Source organism: Leptospira sp. B5-022, from assembly GCF_000347035.1.
Lineage (GTDB): Bacteria > Spirochaetota > Leptospiria > Leptospirales > Leptospiraceae > Leptospira_B > Leptospira_B cinconiae.
The window spans coordinates 465530-488268 of sequence record NZ_ANIJ01000006.1 but is presented as its reverse complement, the minus strand read 5'-3'; the positions used below and the strand labels follow the sequence as shown (position 1 = coordinate 488268).

Genomic DNA, 22739 nt, shown 5'->3' with positions numbered 1-22739 from the left:
TATTTAAATTGATTTCGTTCGTTTTTTCTTAATGGAAGGAAGTATCGGGATTATATTTTGCAGTTTTCCTTCTTTCCAAAGCATGTATATAGGCGGATATACTAAAAGTTCCAGAATAAAACTGGTTACTAATCCGCCAACCATAGGAGCTGCGATCCTTTTCATCACATCCGAACCTGTGCTTGCGGACCACATAATCGGTAAAAGCCCCATCATTGCGGCAAGAACGGTCATGATCTTAGGGCGGATCCTATGCACTGCCCCATGTATGATCGCTTCTATCAGATCTTCCTTGGTATGTAGTCTTCCCTTCTTCTTAGCGTCCTCATAAGAAAGATCTAGATACAAAAGCATAAATACTCCCGTTTCCGCGTCCAACCCCATGAGTGCGATCATTCCCACCCATACGGCAACTGAGATCTGGTAATCCAGGATGTACAAAAGTCCGACTGCACCTATCAAGGAGAATGGAACTGCAAGAAGTACTATCGATGTCTTTATATAGGATTTTGTATTGAAGTACAATAACAAAAATATAATAAAGATCGTTAAAGGCAGGATGTACATCATTCTTTCCCGCACTCGTATCATATTCTCGTATTGGCCGCTCCAAACTATGGAATACCCGGGAGGAAGAAGAATCGATTCTGAAACCTTCTTCTTGGCTTTATCCACAAAACCACCGATATCGGAAGTTGAAGGATCCACATACACGTAACCTGCCAAAAACCCGTTCTCATCCCGGATCATTGAAGGACCTGTTTTGGCACCTATACTTGCTATTTCAGAGATAGGAATATGGCCGAATTCTTTTGTGGGAACGAGTATTGTTTTGATCTTGTCCAGAGAATCCCTAAGTTCTCTGGGATAGCGCACATTTACCGAAAAACGCTCTCTTCCTTCTACCGTTTGGGTGATCGGTTCTCCTCCGATAGCCGCCACAATGATCTGTTGAGCGGTCTCTACGGAAATATTATATCTTGCTAATTTTTCTCTTCTTAAATTTAGATCTAGGAAATAACCTCCAGCGGTTCTTTCCGCAAATACGCTTCTGACGTTTTTATCCGTTTTTAGAAGTGCTTCTATTTTGATCCCTATGGATTCTATTTCCTCCAGAGAAGAACCTAAAATCTTAATTCCGATCGGTGTCCTCATTCCGGTACTGAGCATATCGATCCGAGTTTTGATCGGCATGGTCCAGGCATTTGTGGCCCCCGGAAATTGCATTTCCTTGTTCATCTTCTCTACTAACTCATCCTTGGTCAGTCTTTCCGATACAAAAGGAAGAAACGGATATTGGAAGATCCTTGGCCAATTGGAATAGAATCTGTCTGCCTTTCTCCATTCATCTTGCGGTTTCAAAAGGATCACAGTTTCCATCATGGAGAATGGTGCGGGATCTGTAGCTGTATCGGAACGTCCCGCTTTTCCAAAAACTCGTTTCACTTCTGGAAAACTTTTCAGTTTTTTATCCATAGCGATCATGAGTTTTTCCGCTTCCGCTACCGATATCCCTGGCAAGGTAGTCGGCATGTATAGAAAGGATTCCTCATATAGCTGGGGCATAAATTCCGAGCCCAAACTAAAATATACAGGAATGGTCAGGATCACCAAAGTGAACGCGGAAGCTATGATCGTTTTCGGTCTATGAAGAACATAACGGCAAGCTGGTTCGTAAAATCTGAATAGGATCTTACTAACCGGATGTTTTTCTTCCGGATAATATTTTCCGACAAACATAGTAGTTGCAATCTTGGAAAGAAGAGCGTTCTTAAATTGGAAAGGCTCCATTCTCGTGAATAACATTCTAACTGCGGGATCCAACGTGATTGCCAAGAATGCAGCAACAGCCATCGCAATATTTTTAGAATAAGCCAACGGACGAAATAATCTTCCTTCTTGGTCTACAAGTGTGAAGATCGGGAAGAAGGCGACAGCGATCACAAGTAGGGAGAAAAATACGGAAGGACCCACTTCGAGTAGTGCTTCCAATCTGACTTTGTGATAATCTCCTATTCTCCCGCCTGATTCCCATTCTTCCAATTTTTTGTATGCGTTTTCTACTTCTACGATCGCCCCATCCACTAATACCCCGATAGAAATTGCCATACCGGCTAAAGACATTATATTGGCGTTTATATCCAGTAGATTCATCGGAATAAACGCGATGATGACCGAGATCGGTATGGTTAGGATCGGAATAATGGCAGAAGGGAAATGCCATAAAAAAATGAGGATCACGATCGAGACAATGATCATCTCTTCGACCAATTTGAATTTCAAATTACTGATTGCGTGTTCAATCAGTTCGGATCGATCATAAGTGGTGATTAGCTCCGCACCTTTCGGTAGATTTTTTTTAATTTCTTCTAACTTTATTTTGACCCTTTCGATAACCGATAATGCGTTTTCTCCATGACGCATGACGATAGTGCCTGCGACTACATCCCCTTCTCCGTTTAGATCCACAATCCCTCTACGAATATCAGGTCCGAATTGGACGGAAGCCACGTTTTTTAGAAGCACCGGAGTTCCGTTTATGTCCGTGGAAAGAGGAATATTTTCTATATCAGTCAAAGAAGAAAGATAACCTCTCCCTCTCACCATATACTCTGCGCCGGAGATTTCCAGTAGGCGTCCTCCGGTTTCCTGGTTACTTTCTCGGACCTTTTGTATAACCGTTTCAAAATCCACATTATATGATCTTAAAGCGTTTGGATGGATCGTGATTTGGTATTGTTTTTTGAAACCTCCGATCCCTGCTACTTCCGAAACTCCAGGAACCGAATTTAATAAATATCGCAGATGAAAATCCTGATACGTCCTTAAATCGACCAAGGAATTGTTTCCCGTTTGGTCTATCAATGCATATTGGTACACCCATCCGACTGCACTTGCGTCCGGACCCAATTCCGTTTTTACGCCTGAAGGAAGTAAAGGTTGTATTCGTGAAAGGTATTCCAAAACCCTGGATCTGGCCCAATAGATATCCGTGCCATCCTGGAAAATCACATAAACATAGGAAAAACCGAAATCCGAAAATCCACGAACCACTTTGATCTTAGGAGCGCCTAAGAGTGACGTGATGATCGGATAAGTGACCTGGTCCTCCATGATATCCGGACTTCTGTCCCAACGAGAATATACGATCACTTGGGTATCGGATAGATCCGGGATCGCATCCAAAGGAATGGTTTTCATAGACACATAAGATGCGATGAGTATCGCAAGGGTGACCAGAAGAACTAAAAACTTATTTTCTGCGGAAAATCGAATGATAGATTGGATCATATAGAGCTTTCCTTAATGAGCGTGAGATTCGGAGCCGAATCTGATTTTCGCTTCCGAATCGATTAGGAAGGTAGACTCAGTCACCACTCTTTGGCCTTCTTGGACGCCGGATAAAATTTCCACCCAGGGTTCTATATTTTTACCTGTTTGGACGGAAACCGCTTGGAATTTATCTGGAGCAGTTTGCACATAAGCGATCTTTTGTTTCCCGGTATCCAAAATCGCAGAAGTCGGAACGGATAAAACTTTCGGAAGTGAAACTTCTATCATTGCATCTCCGAACATCTGCGGTTTTAAAAGTTGGCTTGGATCCGAAACCTCACTGCGAAGCCTAAGAGTGCGATTGTTTTTATCCAAGATTACATCTATACTTTTGATCTTTCCTATAAATTCTTTCTCAGGATATACATCCGTTTTAAATTTGATAGGGAGTCCAACTTTGGCAGTAGTGAAATCGGATTCATAGATCTGAGAATAGATATGTGCCCTACCCGATTTTCCTCCCAAGATCAACTCGGACGGATCTCTAGCACCGGATGTCCAAACTCGGATCTGATCCTGACTTAAGCCCAATTGTTTGAGTCTTAGCTGTAGATTTCGAATGATCTCAGCAGAAAGAAATTCGGAAGAACGAACCGCCTCTTTGTATTCGCTCAGCGCAGAATACAATTCCGGATCATACGCAACGCTAGAATAAGCGCTGATCTTTTTAATCAGGTTCCTTCTACTCGCTAATTCGGTTTTGATCCCGATCGATTGTTGTTTTTCGAAAGAAAGAATTAAATCTTTTGAATTTTTATCGGAAGAAGTTTCGGGCAGATGAGAAGTATGATCTTCTTCTTTAGATCCGGCTACTACCTCCGAAGAAATGTTCGAATTCGAATGATCCTTATGCTCGGATGGATCTTCCTTTTTGACCAGATCCATATTGCAGATAGGACAGGTTCCTGGACGATCCGAAGTATAGTGAGGATGCATCGGACAATAATAGATGTCTTTTTTAGAAGAACAGTTTGCTACCAAAGCTGCTATCATCAGAACGGCTAGAAGTATTCCGATCCGTCCCAACCAAAAAGAATGTTTTGCGAGAAGATCATTTGGCTTCATAGATAATCTCTCCGCATTTTTTCATCTTAGAGTCGTATGGATTTTTGATCTCTTTTCCGGATGCCAACCATTTTTTCTTAAGCATTGGACAATAGAAAACGGAAACGCCGGATTTATCATGATGTCCCACAACGGATTCCAACTCTTTGGATAAACGTTCGAATAGATCTCTTTTTTTGGATAGATCGGTTGTTTTTCCGAGTTCTTCGGCAATCGGTAACGCCTTTCTGAATTTTTCAGAATCCTTCTTATGGTCTGCATCCTCTTTCAAAAGTTTAACTAATGTTCGCACATCCAAATTTCCTGCGGTTTCCGAATAAATGGAAGAATGGATCTTGGCGACTTCTCTTAGGACGAAAGTTTCTTTTCCTTCATGAGCGAAAAGATTACCTGCGATCAGGACGAATATTAGTAATATATAATGTAATTTATTCATTGGGTTGTCCTCAGTTATGTTTGTCATGTTCCGGAGTTTTATTGTCTTTATAGATAAAACTTAAAAGTTTTAAAGTATTGAGAATGGATTCGTTCTTACGTTCTTTCAGATCTTCTAAACGTATTTTTGCATTTAGTATTTCCGTTTGGGCAAGAAGAGTGTCCTGCAAGTTGACTTTTCCGGAAGTATATTGGAAGGAGCCGGCCCTTGCGGATTTTTCCAATTCAGGGATGAGTCTTTTTTCTACCAACCGTATTTGGTCGGAAACACCTTTGATATAGGCGAGATTCCGATTTAATTCCGACATCATTTGGACCCTTGTTTTTTCGACGGAGTCTTTTCCTACTTCTGCAAGATGTTCCGTCTCTCCCGTTATGGAATTCCATTTGAGAGCCGACCAAACCGGAACTCTCATATTCACTCCAAAACTGAAAAGATCTCCCCTATATTCCGTGGTGTCCATAAGCCCATAATTTAAGGGACCTTGGTCCAAAGCGAAAGTTTGGGATCTACGTTTCATATAGGAAAAAAAGACTTCGGTTTGAGGTGCCAGAGAATACTTGGTTAGTTTTGCCTGCTCCTTTAATCGTTTTTCTTCTTCCATTTGTATTTTATATTCCGGCGAATCCTCGATCAATGAAGTTTGTGCAGCGACTAAGGCTAAGAGCTCCTCATTTTTATTTTCTAAAAAAGAATCCAGATCTATTGAATATAGATCGGAGAAGGTAATCTTGTTGGAGATCTGATAATACTCGAGTTGAGACTTCAGATCTTTCAATTGAGTCGAGTATTCCGTTTCTTTTTCGATCGCTTCCGTTTTTGCAACCGTCGCCTTTAATACGCCGGATAAAGTGTTCTCACCGTATGAATATGAACTTTCACTAATGGACTTTTGAGCGCCAAGGAGAGTTAATATTCTCTCATTGATCACCTTCTTCTTTTCAGAATATTTGTATTTGTTTAATCGAACAAAAAAATCCCCTAAGATCCTATTTACACCTGCTATATAAGCAAAGTTGGACTCGGTTTGCATGAGTTTGGAGATCTTTTTTTCGGTGCTCAATTTTCCCGGGAAAGGAAACTCTTGGGACACGGACAATTCTATCCCTGTCATTGTAGGAGTGTCCAATGCCCGATCGGAGGTAGAGTATCCTCCTCGGGTGGGATAATTTCGGAAAGCAACTCCTATTTTAGGATCCGGTAATATTCCTGTACCTTCCGAATGGGATTTGTGGGCCTGCGAAAGTCCGGCCAAAGACTTGGATTCAGGATGTTCCTTTACTAAAACATCCAAGATCTCTTCTAAGTTCTTTTTGTCCGCGTATAATGCGGATGAAAATAATGTATAAATTAATATTAAGACAATAAGTCTTGCGTTCATATTTCCTCCTAAAGATTAAATGAGAGAAAATATGGATTAGATCAGGAAAACTTGGAGAGTGCTTAAACTAAGAGAATTTGAGGACGGGATCGGAATATAAGAATCGTTTAAAATGACGTTTTCTAATACGATCTGAGGAGAATTCAGTTCTGAAATAAACAAAAAGATCAGAACCTTATGTAATCCCAACTTTTCCCAATCCAAAAGTTTGGAAAGATCCAGAGATACGAGGCTACTCTCTTTAGGACAACATTCGTTGGTGGAGGATTCGCTCTTTTTTTCCGGCTTTTCTGATCGATGGCAGGGAGGAGTTTGAGAAGTCTGCTTTTGTTCTGCAAGATTGGACATGCTCACCGGACAATTTCCGGTTAGGCTATAAATGGATACGCAGGCGATTTGGAGAAAAAATCCAAGCGCGAGTATAAAGCCGATCGCCTTTTTAGATCCCAAACTCATAAGCCTTTTCTATCTGACTCTAGATTTTCAAGAAAAGTCAAGAAAAAAAGAAAGAGGATATATTTCTTCATAGAACCGACGGATACAGGCGATCGTATAAGATTATTATTGGAATTCCCAAAAAACAAATTTACGGCTTCTGGAAAAAAGGATTACTCAAAATGACCGCCGTTGGATAAACCACCTGGACTCTTACATATAGATCCGTAGGTTTTAATCTATAAGAACCTTTGTTCTGATAGGAAGTATGAGATAGAATTTCAGAATTTTGGCCGATAAAGTCAACGCTGATCGGAGTATCCTCGAAATCGAAATGGATCTCATTTTCCGAATTTAATCCTATGGGTCCTAATTTAGGTTCTTCTAAACTTCTTTCCATTTTGCGAACACAAAGATAGTTTCCTTCTTTCAAGGATCTAAGGACTTCCCTTTCATCTAGACTGTCGGTATTCACAAGAAGATATCTCATCAAAGATTCTCCTTCCTGTTTGTAAATTTCGGAACTTAGGTCTCTCCAATTCGGGATCCCGGAAGTCCTGACTCTTAAATATTCTTCTCTGGGAAGGTAATGTAGATCATCGGATGCCATACAGAAAGAAGGACGTTTCTCGCTTAATAGTTTGTCCCAAAATTTAGGAATATCACCGAATGGGCTCATTACTTCTAATGCATCGTATTCTTTCAGCTGGGAAAGTAGTCGTAAGGGAAAAGATTCATTCAAAAGTGGATGATTGATCACTACGAAGCCGTCTTTGGATCGTAATTTATCGATCACCCACTGTAAATTTTCAGGATCCGCATAGAGAGGAAATAGATCGTAACTCGCTTCTTCCAAACCTAAGACGCTCATATGTCTTTTTCTAAGATTCGTTCCCCATTCGAATCCTTTGATCTGAGCAAGTTTCGGAGAATCCGGACTAGTGATCCTTTCGTAATCGGTGAAGCCTAAAATTTTATATCCGTTTGCCGCATAAATAGTCTCAATCTCTTCCGGGGTGTTCCTACCGGGAGTAAACCAAGTACGGTTGGTATGTAAATGAATCCCCGTCTTTTGGAGTTTGAGTGTGGTATTTCTTTTATAAGGATTGGAATATTTTTCCCAATCAATCGATGACCTAAAAGTATCCGCTCTGAAAATCGCCCAAGTGAACAGATTTCCGAGTAAAAGTATTCCTAAAAAGATAGAAACTAAGAAGAATAGTGTACTTCTTTTCATTCTATCGCTAGTACAAAATTTCGGGGTTTAACCGAAAACTAGAATTCGTTGTTTAGAATGTTACAACTTGTATACGATTTCGAATGAGGGATCTTGTAGATTCACTGATCTGTAACAGAGAAGATCCGAATTCTGGATGATTCTTCGGCCCTTCTTGGACGAACTCTAATTTAGAATGAAACCGATCCCGCTTGTTTTGGTTCTCCCGGCATATAACGAAGAGTTAACGATTGAAAAAACAATCTTGGAATTTTATAAAGAGATCCCAAACGCATATTTTGTGATCGTTGATAACAATTCCAAGGACAGAACTTCTGAGATCTCGAAAAACGTCCTAGCAGAACATACGATCTCCGGAGAGGTGATCTTTGAACCGAGGCAAGGAAAAGCAAATGCGATCCGATCTGCATTTACTAAGATAGATGCGGAAATATATATCATGTGCGATGCGGATCTGACCTACCCCGCTTTCAAGATACACACTATGATCCAAGCTCTAAAGGATAAAGATTTAGATATGGTGGTGGGGGATCGTTTGAGCGAGGGAGATTATGGAAGGGAGAATAAAAGAAGATTCCATTCCACAGGGAATAAACTTGTTCTTACTTTGATCAATTTTCTATTCGCCGCCAAGCTAAAAGATCCGATGAGCGGATATAGAGTATTTTCTCGAAAGTTCATAAAAAACTATCCGGTGCTTACGTCCGGCTTTGAGATAGAGATAGAAATGACCTTACATGCATTGGATAAAAGATTCAGATTGGAAGAGATCTCTGTTCCTTACAAAGATAGACCAGCCGGAAGTTTTTCCAAATTGAATACCATCCGAGACGGTTACAAAGTCGTTCAAAACATATTATGGATCTTTAAAGATTATAAACCGATGCATTTTTTCGGATTTTTTTCCGTCCTTTCAGCGGCTTTGTCTATAGCTGCCGGTATTCCGCCCGTAATAGATTATATCGAATATAAATATGTATATCATGTTCCTTTAGCAATTTTAGCCACTGGATTGATGCTGTTTTCCTGGATCCAAATTTCGATCGGACTTATTCTGCATACGGTTTCTAAAATCCAAAGAACCAATTTTGAATTAAGATTAATTCAATACGGAATGGAAGTTCCGATCTGGAAGCAAATAACTTCGACTACTCCCGCGGCAGCGATGCGTAGATCTTTAGTCCGGGCAGAGCCCGGATGAGCGCGAATGCGCGAAATCGAAGCAGCGCGATCCGAGCGATAGCGAGTGAGCCGCCCAAATCATTCACTCTTGTTGGAATTCCTACAGCAATTGTTCGCCCCCGCCCGAATTTTGGGTGGAGGGGTGTGGCCCGTGGGCGAGAGTCGGCATTCATAAATCACAAAAAAGGTATTCTTTCAATCCAAATTCTGCTTTATAAAAATGGAATGGAGATTCCGGATTCCACTTTTAAGTTCTGAATCTATCGTTTCCTTCTTGTTTTCCTATTTCCTCTACTTCGGAGAAGTATCCAGAAGAATTACCCCGTTTTCAGAAGAAACTTCCTGAAACGTTCTTTGCGGATAGGTTAAGACTAACTCCAATAAGCTGTTTTTATTGGATATGACGGAAAGTCTTTCTTTAGACTGTAAAAGGGATGTTTCGTCTTTGAATTTATAACTTCCGATTATATGGATCTTCTTGTCTCGATAGAACATTGGATAGAAGGATAAATATTTATAATATACGATTTTATTTTCAAACTTTGCGGCCTTATCGAAAAGACGAAGATTTCCATCTTGCAAAAAAGAAATGATCTTAGGAGTGATCGTAAATGATAGAACTCCTACAAAGATCAACATGGATGCCCAGGTTGAAACTAGGAAAAAATCTTTTCCTTCTTCGGTCCCCTTTTTGAAAAATTGCAAACTTATAAATCCGACCAAAATTCCTAAAAGAAGAAGTATCCCAGGTAACGAATCCGAGAGGGAGAAGGATGGCAATTGCTCCTTCCCAAGTCCTAGTGAATGAATGGAATATTCTAAAATAAACGGCAAAAGCAGGAAGATCGCTCCAATGACAAAACCTAATCCTAAAAAAGAAGATGAGAATATATTGGATTTTAACACTTCCGGCTTTTCTAAGAGTAAGTAGGACCCAAAAAAGGATAACGGGAAATAGATAGAAGAAGAATAATGAGGCAATTTGGTTTGAACGATAGAAAAGATGAGTAGAACAATCCCCAACCAAAGCAGAAAGTAGCGGGAGATCCTGGAAATTTTAGGAGCAGTAAACCTTCTCCAGTTCTTAATAATCGGAAATAGAAGCGCTGTCCACGGAAAGAATCCGAGAAACATTACGATAAAATGATAGAACCAAGGTCCAGTATGTGATTCTAAGGATTTAGTCAAAAGTTTTTTCTGAAAATCGAAGAACTGTGTTAAGAACTCGTTTCCATACAGTATAAAATTTGTGAGATAATAGGTACTTAATACGAAGATCGAAACGATCGCAAATAGGATCAAATCCAAGATCCTGATCCTAAAGTTTCTTTCAAAAACCCTATTTACCCCAAAAATAAAAAGCGGGATTGCTAAACCTAAAGGACCCTTTGTTAAAACGGCAATTCCACCAAAGAAAGCAGCGGAGAAGATCCAGATCGCCCTAGAACGAAAGTCTCCCTTCTCCTTTGTTTCATATAAATACAAAGAAAGGACGGATGCGAAGATGAATGTATTGAATAGATGGTCTATATATGCGGTTCTGGAAAGTAAAAGTGGTAAAAAGGAAGCGGAATATAAAAACGCCCACAGGAAACCGAATTTTTTAGAATGTAAGATTGTTCCGAATCGAACTAAGATCCAAAAGGATAAGATCCCGCTAAAAACGGACGGAAGCCTTGTGGAAAATTCGGAGAGTCCGAAAACTTTGTAAAAAAGATTTGCGAGCCAAAAGTAAAATGGAGGTTTTTCACTGAACGGTTGCCCGTTGATTTGGATCCTAAAATATTCTCCGGTTTCCAACATGGATTTGGAAGCCGCACCGTAAATATTCTCGTCCCAATCGATGAGAGAGAAACTTCCTAAACCGAAAAGTAATAAGCCCAGATACACAGGAATTGTCAGAGGTAAAAACCAATTTCGCAGCAACAAACGAATCTTCCTTGGAAAGAATCACTTTCCAATTCCAAAAAAAGAAACAAATACAGCTCTGCATTCTAAAACTAAAATTTAGAATTGGTGTTCGGTTACAAATCGGATAAAAATTAGGATTTGGTACGAAGCTTGCGGGTTAAAATTACATTTCAATCTATATGTTTCGCGAGAACGATATGAATTTTGCGTTTTACTTGTAACTCCGGTAAATGATCTAACGATCTTTATTTATAAAAAAAAGGATGAAGACAAAAAAAAAGCCTAACTTTCGCTTACGAGAAGTTAGGCTTCAGAGTCGTACGGCGATTTATAATAAATATAAATCCGTGGTCCCGTCGAAAGAACCAACATTAGCTTAGAGCCAGCTCCCCTGCCGGAATACTACTTAAGTCAAACCGGCAAGTTAGCTACCTGAATTACTTCAGTAGCTGGAGCACGGTTTGCGGTTTCATGTTCGCCTGAGCGAGCATCGCAGTGGCAGCTTGAGTCAGAATTTGATATCTGGTAAAGCTGGTCATTTGCTCAGCCATATCAGTATCACGAATTCTTGATTCAGCCGCTTGGATATTCTCGTAAGCGTTCATTAAACCCTTAGCAGCATGTTCCAGACGGTTGTAATAAGCTCCCAAGTCGGCTCTTTGTTTAGAAATTAATCTAAGAGCGTCGTCAGCAAGACCGATTACGGAGTTCGCTTTTCCCGCCGTAGAAAGAGAGATGAAAGTCAGAACGGTCGGGTTTCTTAATCCCAGAGCCGCAGTGTTCATCGTTTCGATATACACTCTTTCTCTTTGGTGCATGTTAGCACCCATGTGGAACCACATACTTGCGGTCGGGTTCAAACGAGCGAAAGCTCCCGTAAGGAGTTTCATTTTGTTGAACTCGGCCTGAGAAGCAATCCTGTCGATCTCGTCGACCAACTGAGATACTTCTACTTGTATTTGTTGACGGTCTTCTTCGGTGTAGATACCGTTCGCTGCTTGTACTGCAAGCACGCGGATCCTTTGAACAACTTCATGGGTTTCTTGCAGATACCCTTCCGCTGTTTGGATCAAAGACATACCGTCTTCAGTGTTTTGTTCCGCCCTGCGTAAACCTCCGACCTGTGTTCTCATTTTTTCAGACACAGCCAAACCGGATGCATCATCACCTGCACGGTTGATTCTCATACCGGAAGACAACTTTTCGATGTCTTTGTTCATGCTTTCGCTATTGAACTTCAAAGTTCTATGAGCGAAGATGGCACTGATATTGTGGTTAATAATCATTCGGTTCCTCCTTGAATCCGAATCTCTCCGAAAAGAGAATTTGATTTTCCTAGAGGTCTTCCTTGACCTCTTCCCCTTGAAAATCGGGAAGATTTGGGAATTGGAAGAGATACTTTTTTCTGCCAAAGTTGGATAAAAGATACCTTCCTTTTGTAAGTGTATATGTCGCCTTTTGCATCTCTATTGCGGATACCGGCACGAAAATGCTTGCCTCCGACGGGACCAGGCAACAGCCTGAAAGTAGATGCTCGAAAAAATCTATCTCGCGAATCCCCGCGGTTTCTGTGCCGGAGTTAAGTACGCAATTTCTTATGTGGAACAGGTCCAATCCAATTCCAAGGAACAGATCTATGTCCGCAAAGAGATCGTCCATAACCGAAGAGTCGTGGAAGATATGAAAAAAAGAGGGATCAAATTTATTAACGAACTGGGGGAAGCACCGGACGGCTCCACAGTGGTTTTCTCCGCTCATGGAGTTTCTCCAGAAGTGGTAGAAGAAGCGAAGCGTAGAGGAATGAAGATTGGGGACGCCACCTGCCCCCTGGTGACTAGAGTTCACAGAAAAGCACGTAGATATAAGGATTCTCACCAGATCATTTATATAGGCCACCAGGGTCATGACGAAGCAATAGGAACTATGGGAGAAGCCAGGATGTTCTTAGTGGAATCCCCGGAAGATGTCCAAAAACTAGTCGGAAAATTGGACACAAGCAAACCGATTACGTATCTGATGCAGACTACTTTGTCCGTAGCGGATACAAAATTGGTAGTGGAAAAGATTGCGGAATTATTCCCAAGTGTTGAGCATCCAGCGAAAGACGATATCTGCTACGCTACTACGGAAAGGCAAGAAGCTGTTTCTTCTATGATGGAAACGATAGACGCAATGATGGTGATCGGGGCCGATAATAGTTCCAACTCACTTAGGCTCCTACAATTGGCCAAAAAATCCAAACCTTCCTCTTTCAAGGTCAGTTCTTTAGAAGAATTAAATAAGGATTATATAGCCGACTCCGGGATCAAGATCCTGGGGATCACAGCGGGAGCTTCTACTCCCCAGATCTTAGTGGATGAGATCATTTCCAAGCTCATACAATTCTATCCGGAAGCTGTTCTGGATCTTTTCCCCGGTTCGAGGGAGGACTCCATGAGCTTTAAATTGCCTGCAAATCTCCTCATGTAGTCACTTCGACATTTAAGTTATGTCTCGGATCTCGCAAAAATGAACGATTTACATCAGAGTAAGTCATTTTTGTGGAATTTTCTCCTAAAATGGTTGAATTAAGTTTATTTTCGCGTAAATTTTCTGGCCTATATGGTTGGGGAAGAGCTGCAGTTCGATATAGAAACCGAACTATTTCAAATTATTGTTTCCCAAACTTCCGACGCAATTCTTGTTACAGACGCCGTTCTAAATGAGAACGGACCTTCTATCGTTTTTGCAAATCCCGCATTCTGTGAATTAACCGGATATAACCCGGAAGAGCTGATTGGCAGATCTCCAAAAATTTTGTTCGGTAAAGAAACGGACAAAAGAATATTACAAAATCTTAAAGATTGCTTATTGCGGGGAGATTCCTATTCTTCCTCTACAATTAACTACAAAAAGGACGGCACTAAATATTATTCCGAATGGAAAGTTTCTCCCGTAAAAGATCAGAACGGTAATATTACAAATTTATTATCTATTCAGCGAGATAGCAGTGAAAAAATCATCCGAGAGGAATTCGCGGCCAAAAGACTAAGATCCGAAATGGGCCTTACGGCGGCTTCTCAGATCTTACTGAATACGACCCATGAAAGTTTTACGATAGAAAGAGCGATCGAACATTTTTTGGTATTGGTGGAAGCCGAAAGGATCTACTTATATAAAAAAACAGCTAATCCGGACGTGTTAGCATTACAAGCGGAGATCAAAAGCCCCTACTCCAGCGCGACTCTTGCTGAAACTCATCCCGAAATTTCACTCTCCACCAAATTTGCCGGATGGAAACAATACCTACTTAAAAATGATATAGTGGAGTTTCGGACTTCAGATCTTTCCGGATCGGAAATGGCCTTTTGTCAGGGAAGGAGAACGGATACAATTTTTCTCTTTCCGATACGAATGTCCGGAGACTGGTTCGGATTTTTGGGAATGGAATTCTTCCAACATGAATCCGGTCCGGAAGAACAATTTACATTTCGCACTTTCGCAGATCTGATCGGATTTTATTTAGAAAGAAAATCCATATTAGAGGAATTGAAGCTCCATAAGGAAAATTTAGAAGAAACTGTTATCAAAAGAACCAAAGAACTTTCCGTCCAAAAGGAAAAGGCGGAAGCGGCAAGCACGGCTAAAAGCGATTTTCTTGCGAACATGAGCCACGAACTCCGTACTCCTTTGAACGCGATCATCGGGCTTTCTAAGCTGATCAAGATACAGGACGAAAATTCCAACGATAAAAGATACTTGGATCTCATCCATAAATCAGGATTACATTTATTAGGTTTAATTAATGATATTCTTGAACTTTCAAAACTGAATGCAGGAAAGTCCTCATTCTATTTTTCAGAATTGGATTTTAGAAAGGAATTGGAACAAGTCGTAGAATTTTTAGAGCCGGAACTTCTAAGAAAGCATATCCACCTAGTCTGGAATGATCCGGAAGATATTTCTTTTATGATCTGGGGAGATCCCAAGCGGATCCGTCAGATATTTTTGAACCTAGTTGGGAACGCTGTCAAATTTACCGCTGAGCAAGGTTCAATCTATCTTTCTACACATACGGAAGGAAAAGATTGGGTAGTGGAGATTACGGATACGGGGATCGGAATTCCGGAATCGGAACAGAAAAAAATTTTCGATACGTTCTACCAGGTTCGAAATTCCGGATCCAGGGAGACGGAAGGAACAGGGCTTGGCCTTTCTATCGTTCAAAAATTAGTAGAGGCGCACGGGGGAAGTATTCGGGTAAAAAGCCAGCATGGGACCGGGACCACTTTTTATCTAAACCTTCCCAGGCTGGAACAAACTTCTAAAGAATCCAAGCCGAGAAAAAATTTTGCGGGAGCCTATCCTGATAAATTAAAAAATTTCTGCTTTATCCAATTGGAATTATCCAATCAGAAGAACGCAGAACTACTCACTCATTTTTTTAAGAAACAAAACCAACCGTTACTCCGGGAACTTAGAAAGGACAAAAAAATCGTTTTATTCCAAGATTCTAATTCTTCCGTAAAGGATAGAATATCGGAAATTTGGAAAACAGTTTTTATTCTCCCCGAAGAAATGCAGGATTTTGAAAAAAAATTTTCCAAGGAGAATTACGACTTCGTTCTCTCCCAACCTATTTCCTTGGATGAATTAAAATTAGTATTAGAAGAATTGGCGGAGCAGATCAATGACTAACGCAACAAGTTCCGTAATTAAAAGTAAGCAGGAGAGAAAGAGTGTAGTACGAGATCCTATACTTCTAGTTGAGGACAAGTTAGAGAATACTCTCATGCTTGAAGCTCTTTGCGATGAGTTCGGGATCCAGTATCACTCCGCTACCAACGGAGAAGAGGCCTTGGAGATGGCCAAGGCCAATAAATATTCTTTTTATATAGTGGACCTTATGATGCCTGTGATGGATGGGCCCACTTTCATCCAAAGACTAAAGGAATTCCAACCCGATGCCACTGTACTGGTACAAACAGCACTCGATTCAACGGATACGGTGATCGAAGTGATGAAACTCGGAGTATTCGATTATATAATCAAACCTATCCTTCCGGATCAATTTCATAAGGCTTTAAATAAGGCAGTAGACTATCGTTTTCTGAAGGCTAGCGAAGCCGCGATCATAGAAGCGGAAAGTCTGAAACTTAGGAACCAGTTGGAATGGTTGACTTATAAGGAAACTAGAAGAAAAGCCGGAGACGAATCCTGGGAAAAATCCTCCATTCATTCCTTGCAGACATCCCTATCCCAAGGTTCCGGGATCGGAGCGATTATTAGTTTATTGGATATGATCAAGACCGAAATGAAAGAGGAAGGTGAAAATTATCTAATTAATAAAAATATGATGAATATGGTGATGGAAAATCAGGAAATCACCAAAAATTTATTAAAAGGACTCACTCAGTTATTAGAAATTATCAATCGGAATCTTGATAAGAAAAAGATCAAGGCATCCGAACTAGTGGATAGAATAAAACATTCCGGCGAGTTCATCCAACCTTATTTGGAAAAAAAAGGACTCAGACTTGCTCTACCCATTTTAAAAAAGGAAGTCGAGTTGGAAATAGAGATCGATCTATTCCTATTAGCCTTAGAGGAAGTGATCTTAAACGCTTATAAGTATTGTGCTCCAAAAACTTCTTTAGAGGTGTTCACGAGCATCAATCAAGGATATTTCTGCGTCGTTGTAAAGAATATAGTGGATGAAAAACCTTACGGAGGTGTGGACGAAAAATATGAGAACCTGGTTTTACAACCGTTCTTCCGAATTCATCCTCCCGTAGAAAGTGTTTCCCATTTGGAAAGGTTCGGTCTAGGTCTGGGGCTAACTGCGGTAGATCAAATCCTCAGAAAACATAACGGTCTATTTTTTATTCATAATGCAAAAGACCACACCGGAGAACAGGTAAGGTTATGTGTAATGAGTGAACTATTATTACCCATTCAATGAAAATGATAAGAAGGAGAATATGAAAAAAATCTTAATCGTTGATGATTCGGCCGTATTCCGAAAGATACTTACCCTCCATCTTTCTCAGGCTTCCTTTTCCGTTATTGAAGCGGAAGACGGATTACAAGGTCTTGAAAAGTTGAAAGAAGGCAAAGTGGATCTCGTAGTTAGCGATATGAATATGCCTAATATGAACGGTATATCGTTTGTAAAGGCGATCAAGGAAGACTCAAACCATAAATTTGTTCCGATCATCATGCTGACCACCGAATCACAAGATGAGCTGAAAAATGAAGGTTTAAAAGCCGGTGCAAAAGCTTGGCTTACTAAACCTTTTTCTCCCGAAGAACTTTTAAAAACCATACAGGTTTTACTCGTATAATCACGGGAAAATGTTATGTCTTTGGAAATAAAAGTATCAGAACTCGGCCAAAAAAACTCCAGACCAATCTTTCATTTGGAACTTTCAGGAGAGGCTTCTATTTATTTTGTATTAGATTGGAAATCCAAAATACAATCTCTTTTGGATAAAAATCCGATCCGGATCGAGATCGATACTTCTTCTTTGGAAAAGGTAGACTCCAGTTTTGTTCAATCTTTAATTTTGCTAAAAAAGGATTCCCTGGATAGATCTTGGGATCTCGCCATATTAAATCATCCGAAGTGTCTATTAGAATTTTATGATCTATACGGTTTGATCGGCTTCTTTCAGGATCGTATAAGAATATCCAAAAAAGATTCTTCTGAATTTAAGTTCTCTTACGGATTGGAGAAAGTGTGATGGACCTTTCCGAAATCAAAGAAGCATTTATACAGGAATCTCTCGAATTATTATCCGGAGCCGAATTGTTTCTTTTGCGTATGGAAAAAGGAGATTTCGACGAAGAAGCAATTCATTCTATGTTCCGGTCTGTCCATACCGTAAAAGGAACCGCTGGAATGTTCGGATATGAATCCATAGAAGAATGTTCTCATGAGTTGGAAACTCTATTAGATCTTGCCAGGTCGGGAAAAACCGAATTAGACCCGACTAAGATAGATTTTTTGTTAAGGGCAATAGATCATTTAAAACGAATTGTAGGAGATCCAACCCCGGGTAATAATTTACCTCCTGAATTGGATGCGGAACAGATAAAAATTCTAAGAGAAGCTCAAGGATTTACGGGAAAAAACTCAGACAAAAAGAAAACAAACGATCCGGTAGAACATCCAACTGGAGAGAATTCGGAGAAAAAAGGAGCGGTTAACTCTTACTGGCAAGTCACATTTTTTCCAGGTGCAAATATCTTTAAAGACGGAATGGATCCGTTCTCTTTTTTGAAATACCTGAGAAAGATCGGTGAGATCAAAAACTTATACGTTTATAAGACAAAACTGCCGGATTGGAATAGTTGGGATCCTGAAAATTGTTACATAGGTTACGAGGTTCAGCTTGATTCTAACTCAGAGCGGAAGGATCTGGAATCGATTTTTTCTTTCGTAAAGGATTCTTCCTTTTTAAAGATTGTATCTCCGCATTCTTCGGAAGAGATATTTTATTCGATCGCAAACGAGATACCTTGCAAAAAAGAAGAATATTTTAAGGCATTGGAATTACAAGGGCTTCACATCCAAGCGCCAATTTCCGTACATTCTTCGGAAATTCCGAAAGAACAAACTTCTTCTAAAAAGTCGGAAGGTGAAAAATCACAAACTACGCAGATCGTTCCTAAGCTGATCCGTATCGACTCCGCGAAAGTGGACCAATTAGTAAACCTTGTCGGAGAATTGATCATCTCCGAGGCAAGCCTTGGTCGTTTACTTGCTGAAAAAGAAGACTCAGACTTAAACGAATCGGCTGAATTATTATCCAGGCTTGTGGGAGAGATCCGAGAAACAGCGATGGCACTTCGGATGGTTCCTATCGGCGAACTTTTTGAAAAATATCGAAGGACCGTTAGAGATATTTCTTTGGAGCTCGGAAAGGAAGTCGACTTCGAAATTTTAGGCGGAGAAACGGAACTCGACAGGTCCGTGATCGAAAAAATAAACGATCCGATCGTTCATATATTGAGGAACGCATTGGACCATGGAATAGAACCCAGCCAAGAGAGAACGAATCTAGGAAAGTCAAAAAGAGGAAAATTAAAGATACAAGCCTCCCACTCGACAGGAAGTATTTCGATAGAGATCTCGGATGACGGAAAAGGGATCAACCATGAAAAAATCAGAGAGAAAGCGATCGAAAAAGGTTTAATAGAATCAACCCAAGTATTAAACGAACAAGAAATTTTTAATTTAATCTTCCAGCCCGGATTTTCAACGGCGGAATCCGTTACTAGCCTTTCAGGCAGAGGTGTTGGAATGGATGTGGTACTTAGAAATATCGAATCCTTAAGAGGATCCGTGAACGTACAGTCGGAATTCGGAAAAGGTTGTGTATTCTCCATTCGTCTTCCGCTTACACTTGCGATCATCGATGGGTTCTTAGTCAGATCTTGTGATTCATATTTTGTAGTACCGATGGATTGGGTAAGAGAGACCATGGAGTCGGAGCTCCTACTTCTTCCTGACGAGATTTCAGGTTCTATTAATTTAAGAGGGGAAGTTCTCCCTATTCTACATTTGGGAAGATTTTTAGGACTCCCCGATCCGGATGAAGGAAGAAAAAACGTACTCATTCTCGAACATGACGGCAGGAATTTCGGGATACTAGTCAATGACTTACTTGGTGAAATTCAATCCGTAATCAAACCTTTGAATGAAATTTTCAAAGGGATCCAATGTATCAGCGGAACATCCGTTTTAGGGACCGGAAAGATCGCGTTCATTCTGGACGTACCTGGTCTTCATTCCCTTTTAAAAATCCAAAGAACTAATCTAAGAGATAGAACATTCGCACGTTGAAAAAACTGCGATCGATAAGGAAATAATTAATTTATAGCGTGGGTAAATCGTATGGAACAGGGTAAATTAAAACTAAGTGTGCTTGTTTGGTCTTTGCTGTTGGGAATATTTCTCACATTCGGATCATCCGGTTGGAGTTATTTATATGATCACGGTTTTGAAACGGGATCTTCGAATAAAATTTCGGTATCTTCCGAAACAATACACTCGGAATTAAAGGATTATCAATCAGGTCTATATTCTCTATTTCTCCCCGACCAAACTAGAGAATCCCTTTTTTTTAAATTAGAAAATCTGAAATCGATCCAAGCAACGATCTTGTCGGATATAAATGAATATTCATCGGGTACGACGGATCCGAAAGACCTGCAACAATTCCAGAAGGATCTCGAGTCCCTTCAGGAAAGTATCCTAACTGCAAAAGGGATTTTAGGGATCCAGGCAAAGGATACTAAAGAGATGTTTTTAAACCAGATTACGGATAATTCCCTGCCTAAATTCGAAAAGTTGAAATCCGATTGGGAAAAATTTTCAGTCTCCGTTCCTACCCCTGTTCGGCAAGAAGGCCCCTTCTATTTTCATTTCCTGTTCGCAATATTCGGGACCCTTCTGCTACCTGCACTGGTGATTTACCTAAAACCTTTCTCTTCCGGAACTATTATTTCCAACGGTAAGTCCGACTCGGAAGAATTCATTCGAATCAGGACAGCTTTGGACAATGTGACTACAAATATCATGATGGCCGACCAAAACTTAAAGGTCACATACATGAATAAGTCCATACGAAAGATGTTCGGAAATGCGGAAGATGATATCAAAAAACAACTTAGCCAGTTCCGATTGGAATCTTTGATGGGTTCTAATATTGATAGCTACCATAAAAACCCCGCTCACCAAAGAAACATCTTAAAGGATCTGAACCAAACATTCCGTTCCAGTATCGAGATCGGAGGGAGAAGTTTTGATCTTATAGCAAATCCGATCCTGACCGAATCCGGGGATAGACTGGGAGCGGTTGTGGAATGGGCGGACGTAACGGAACAGAAAAAATTGTTGGAAGTCCGACGCCAGGAAAATGAAGAACTGACCCGTATCAAAGTGGCATTAGATAATACCAGTACGAACATCATGATCGCGGATACCCATCTGAATATAAAATATATGAATAAAGCGATAATGAAAATGTTTGAAATAGGTGAAACCGATATTAGAAAACAACTCAACAATTTCCATCTGAATAAACTTCTCGGATCGAATATAGATTCTTATCACAAAAATCCATCGCATCAAAGAGGAATACTTGCTTCCTTTACGAATACTTTCAAATCCAGCATAGAAATTGGAGGAAGGACATTCGATCTCATTGCAAACCCTATTCTTACTGAAAACGGAGATAGATTAGGAGCCGTGGTGGAATGGTCGGATGTAACCGAGCAGAAAAAGTTGACCGCAGCTAGGAAACTAGAAAATGACGAGCTTACTCGGATCAAGGTAGCATTGGACAACGCTTCCACGAATGTGATGATCGCGGATAACGAATTTAACATCAAGTATATGAATAAGGCAGTATATAAGATGTTCCAAAATAGCGAGGGGGATATTAGAAAACAATTAAGCGCATTTAACTTGCAAAGTTTGCTTGGAACTAATATCGATACTTTCCATAAAAACCCTGCTCATCAAAGAAACCTGCTCGCGAATTTGAATAGCACGTATGAGTCTTCCATAACCATCGGAGGAAGGTCATTCAATCTGATCGCAAATCCTATTTTAAGTTCCGAAGGACAAAGATTGGGAGCTGTGGTGGAATGGTACGATGTCACTGCGGAGCTTGCGGTCCAAAAAGAAATAGAGGAGATCGTAGGTGCCGCCGCAAAAGGAGATTTTAAAACTAGAGTAAAATTAGAAGGTAAAGAAGGATTCTTTAGGACCTTGGGGGAAGGGATTAATTCATTCTTACAGGTCAGCGAGACCGGACTTAATGAAGTGGTAGAAGCTTTGGGAAGATTGGCCAACGGAGATCTGACTTCCAAAATAGAGAACGAATACTACGGAACTTTCGGCAAACTAAAAGAATACGGAAATACTACCGTGGATAAATTGAACGAGATCATGGGCGATATCGTTATGAAAGCCGGAAGTTTAGTCGGTTCTGCTACGGAGGTTTCATCCACAGCGAATTCTCTTAGCCAAGGAGCTTCCGAACAAGCCGCCTCCGTCGAAGAAACAACATCTTCGTTGGAAGAAATGACAGCTTCTATCGACCAAAATGCGAGTAATTCCAAACAAACGGAACAGATTGCTAGTCAATCTTCTAAGGATGCGGAAGAAGGTGGAAAATCAGTAACGGAAACTGTGACTGCAATGAAACAGATCGCTGAGAAAATTTCCATCATTGAGGATATTGCGTACCAGACAAATCTACTCGCATTGAACGCCGCTATCGAAGCTGCGAGAGCGGGCGAACACGGACGAGGATTTGCAGTCGTTGCTTCGGAGGTTAGAAAATTAGCGGAAAGAAGCCAAAAATCGGCAAATGAGATCTCTAGTCTTGCGGTCTCGTCGGTAGCAATCGCCGAAAAAGCGGGAAAACTCATAAGTGAGATTGTTCCGAATATTAGGAAAACGGCAGACTTGGTGCAAGAGATCACGGCTTCCAGCGAAGAACAGGCTTCCGGAGTGGTCGAGATCAATAAAGCAATGGGTCAATTGGATCAAGTTTCTCAACAAAATGCTTCCGCATCGGAAGAGTTAGCCGCCATTGCGGAAGAAATGAATAGTCAGGCTGAATCCTTGAGGGAGTCCGTATTATTCTTCCGATTGAACAAGGAATCGTTAGGAAAGGAGACTGCTGGAAACGGTGCCAAGAGTATTGCGGCCGTGAGGACTGTAAGTATCCCTGATAAGCCTAAGTTTGAGAAATATTGAGGTA

At 40.6% G+C, this 22739-nt stretch carries 16 protein-coding genes; 8 read left to right on the top strand and 8 right to left on the bottom strand.

The window, feature by feature from the left end; all coding sequences use genetic code 11:
* Positions 1-3: 3 nt before the first annotated feature.
* The 6 genes from LEP1GSC192_RS02870 to LEP1GSC192_RS02845 all read right to left on the bottom strand — a co-directional run bounded on the left by LEP1GSC192_RS02870 (position 4) and on the right by LEP1GSC192_RS02845 (position 7887).
* Positions 4-3291: an efflux RND transporter permease subunit gene (locus LEP1GSC192_RS02870; protein ID WP_020768282.1), complete on the bottom strand. Its 3288-nt coding sequence runs from the start codon at positions 3289-3291 to the stop codon at positions 4-6.
* Positions 3292-3303: 12 nt separating this feature from the next.
* The gene (locus LEP1GSC192_RS02865) at positions 3304-4398 is read right to left on the bottom strand and encodes an efflux RND transporter periplasmic adaptor subunit (protein WP_020768406.1); all 1095 of its coding nucleotides are present in this window, start codon (positions 4396-4398) and stop codon (positions 3304-3306) included.
* Entirely contained in the window at positions 4385-4834 is a 450-nt protein-coding gene (locus LEP1GSC192_RS02860; protein WP_020768076.1) for a DUF3347 domain-containing protein, read from the bottom strand. The genes LEP1GSC192_RS02865 and LEP1GSC192_RS02860 overlap by 14 nt, the downstream gene beginning before the upstream one ends.
* Before the next feature lie 10 nt (positions 4835-4844).
* Positions 4845-6215 carry a TolC family protein gene (locus LEP1GSC192_RS02855; RefSeq protein WP_020768062.1) on the bottom strand — a complete coding sequence of 457 codons (1371 nt, stop codon included), beginning with the start codon at positions 6213-6215 and terminating at the stop codon, positions 4845-4847.
* Between the two features lie 36 nt (positions 6216-6251).
* On the bottom strand, positions 6252-6671 hold the full coding sequence (locus tag LEP1GSC192_RS02850) for a hypothetical protein (RefSeq protein ID WP_036088723.1): 420 nt from the start codon (positions 6669-6671) through the stop codon (positions 6252-6254).
* 130 nt (positions 6672-6801) lie between these two features.
* A complete protein-coding gene (locus LEP1GSC192_RS02845) occupies positions 6802-7887 on the bottom strand; it encodes a hypothetical protein (RefSeq protein ID WP_020768278.1) in 1086 nt (361 codons plus the stop codon).
* 175 nt (positions 7888-8062) lie between these two features.
* Between LEP1GSC192_RS02845 and LEP1GSC192_RS02840 the strand changes: the two genes are divergently transcribed.
* Positions 8063-9088 (top strand): glycosyltransferase family 2 protein, encoded by a 1026-nt coding sequence (locus tag LEP1GSC192_RS02840; protein WP_020767998.1) that lies wholly within the window; start codon positions 8063-8065, stop codon positions 9086-9088.
* Positions 9089-9360: 272 nt separating this feature from the next.
* Here the strand turns inward: LEP1GSC192_RS02840 and LEP1GSC192_RS02830 are convergent, their stop codons facing one another.
* Entirely contained in the window at positions 9361-10998 is a 1638-nt protein-coding gene (locus LEP1GSC192_RS02830; protein WP_020768202.1) for a glycosyltransferase family 39 protein, read from the bottom strand.
* A 419-nt stretch (positions 10999-11417) separates the two neighbouring features.
* The gene (locus LEP1GSC192_RS02825; protein ID WP_010515586.1) at positions 11418-12266 is read right to left on the bottom strand and encodes a flagellin; all 849 of its coding nucleotides are present in this window, start codon (positions 12264-12266) and stop codon (positions 11418-11420) included.
* Between the two features lie 244 nt (positions 12267-12510).
* Here LEP1GSC192_RS02825 and ispH point away from each other — a divergent pair, with 244 nt between their 5' ends.
* The 7 genes from ispH to LEP1GSC192_RS02785 all read left to right on the top strand — a co-directional run bounded on the left by ispH (position 12511) and on the right by LEP1GSC192_RS02785 (position 22735).
* Positions 12511-13449, top strand: a complete 939-nt coding sequence (ispH, locus tag LEP1GSC192_RS02815; protein ID WP_020768124.1) for a 4-hydroxy-3-methylbut-2-enyl diphosphate reductase — start codon at positions 12511-12513, stop codon at positions 13447-13449.
* 132 nt (positions 13450-13581) lie between these two features.
* Entirely contained in the window at positions 13582-15657 is a 2076-nt protein-coding gene (locus tag LEP1GSC192_RS02810) for an ATP-binding protein (protein ID WP_020768449.1), read from the top strand.
* Entirely contained in the window at positions 15650-16921 is a 1272-nt protein-coding gene (locus LEP1GSC192_RS02805) for a response regulator (RefSeq protein ID WP_020768481.1), read from the top strand. Before LEP1GSC192_RS02810 ends, LEP1GSC192_RS02805 begins: the two co-directional genes overlap by 8 nt.
* A 19-nt stretch (positions 16922-16940) precedes the next feature.
* The gene (locus LEP1GSC192_RS02800) at positions 16941-17303 is read left to right on the top strand and encodes a response regulator (protein ID WP_008591692.1); all 363 of its coding nucleotides are present in this window, start codon (positions 16941-16943) and stop codon (positions 17301-17303) included.
* A gap of 15 nt (positions 17304-17318) precedes the next feature.
* Entirely contained in the window at positions 17319-17702 is a 384-nt protein-coding gene (locus LEP1GSC192_RS02795) for an STAS domain-containing protein (RefSeq protein WP_020768163.1), read from the top strand.
* Entirely contained in the window at positions 17702-19807 is a 2106-nt protein-coding gene (locus LEP1GSC192_RS02790) for a chemotaxis protein CheA (protein ID WP_020768297.1), read from the top strand. Before LEP1GSC192_RS02795 ends, LEP1GSC192_RS02790 begins: the two co-directional genes overlap by 1 nt.
* A 51-nt stretch (positions 19808-19858) precedes the next feature.
* Positions 19859-22735, top strand: coding sequence for a methyl-accepting chemotaxis protein (locus LEP1GSC192_RS02785; RefSeq protein ID WP_020768386.1), 2877 nt, complete (start codon positions 19859-19861; stop codon positions 22733-22735).
* Positions 22736-22739: the final 4 nt, after the last annotated feature.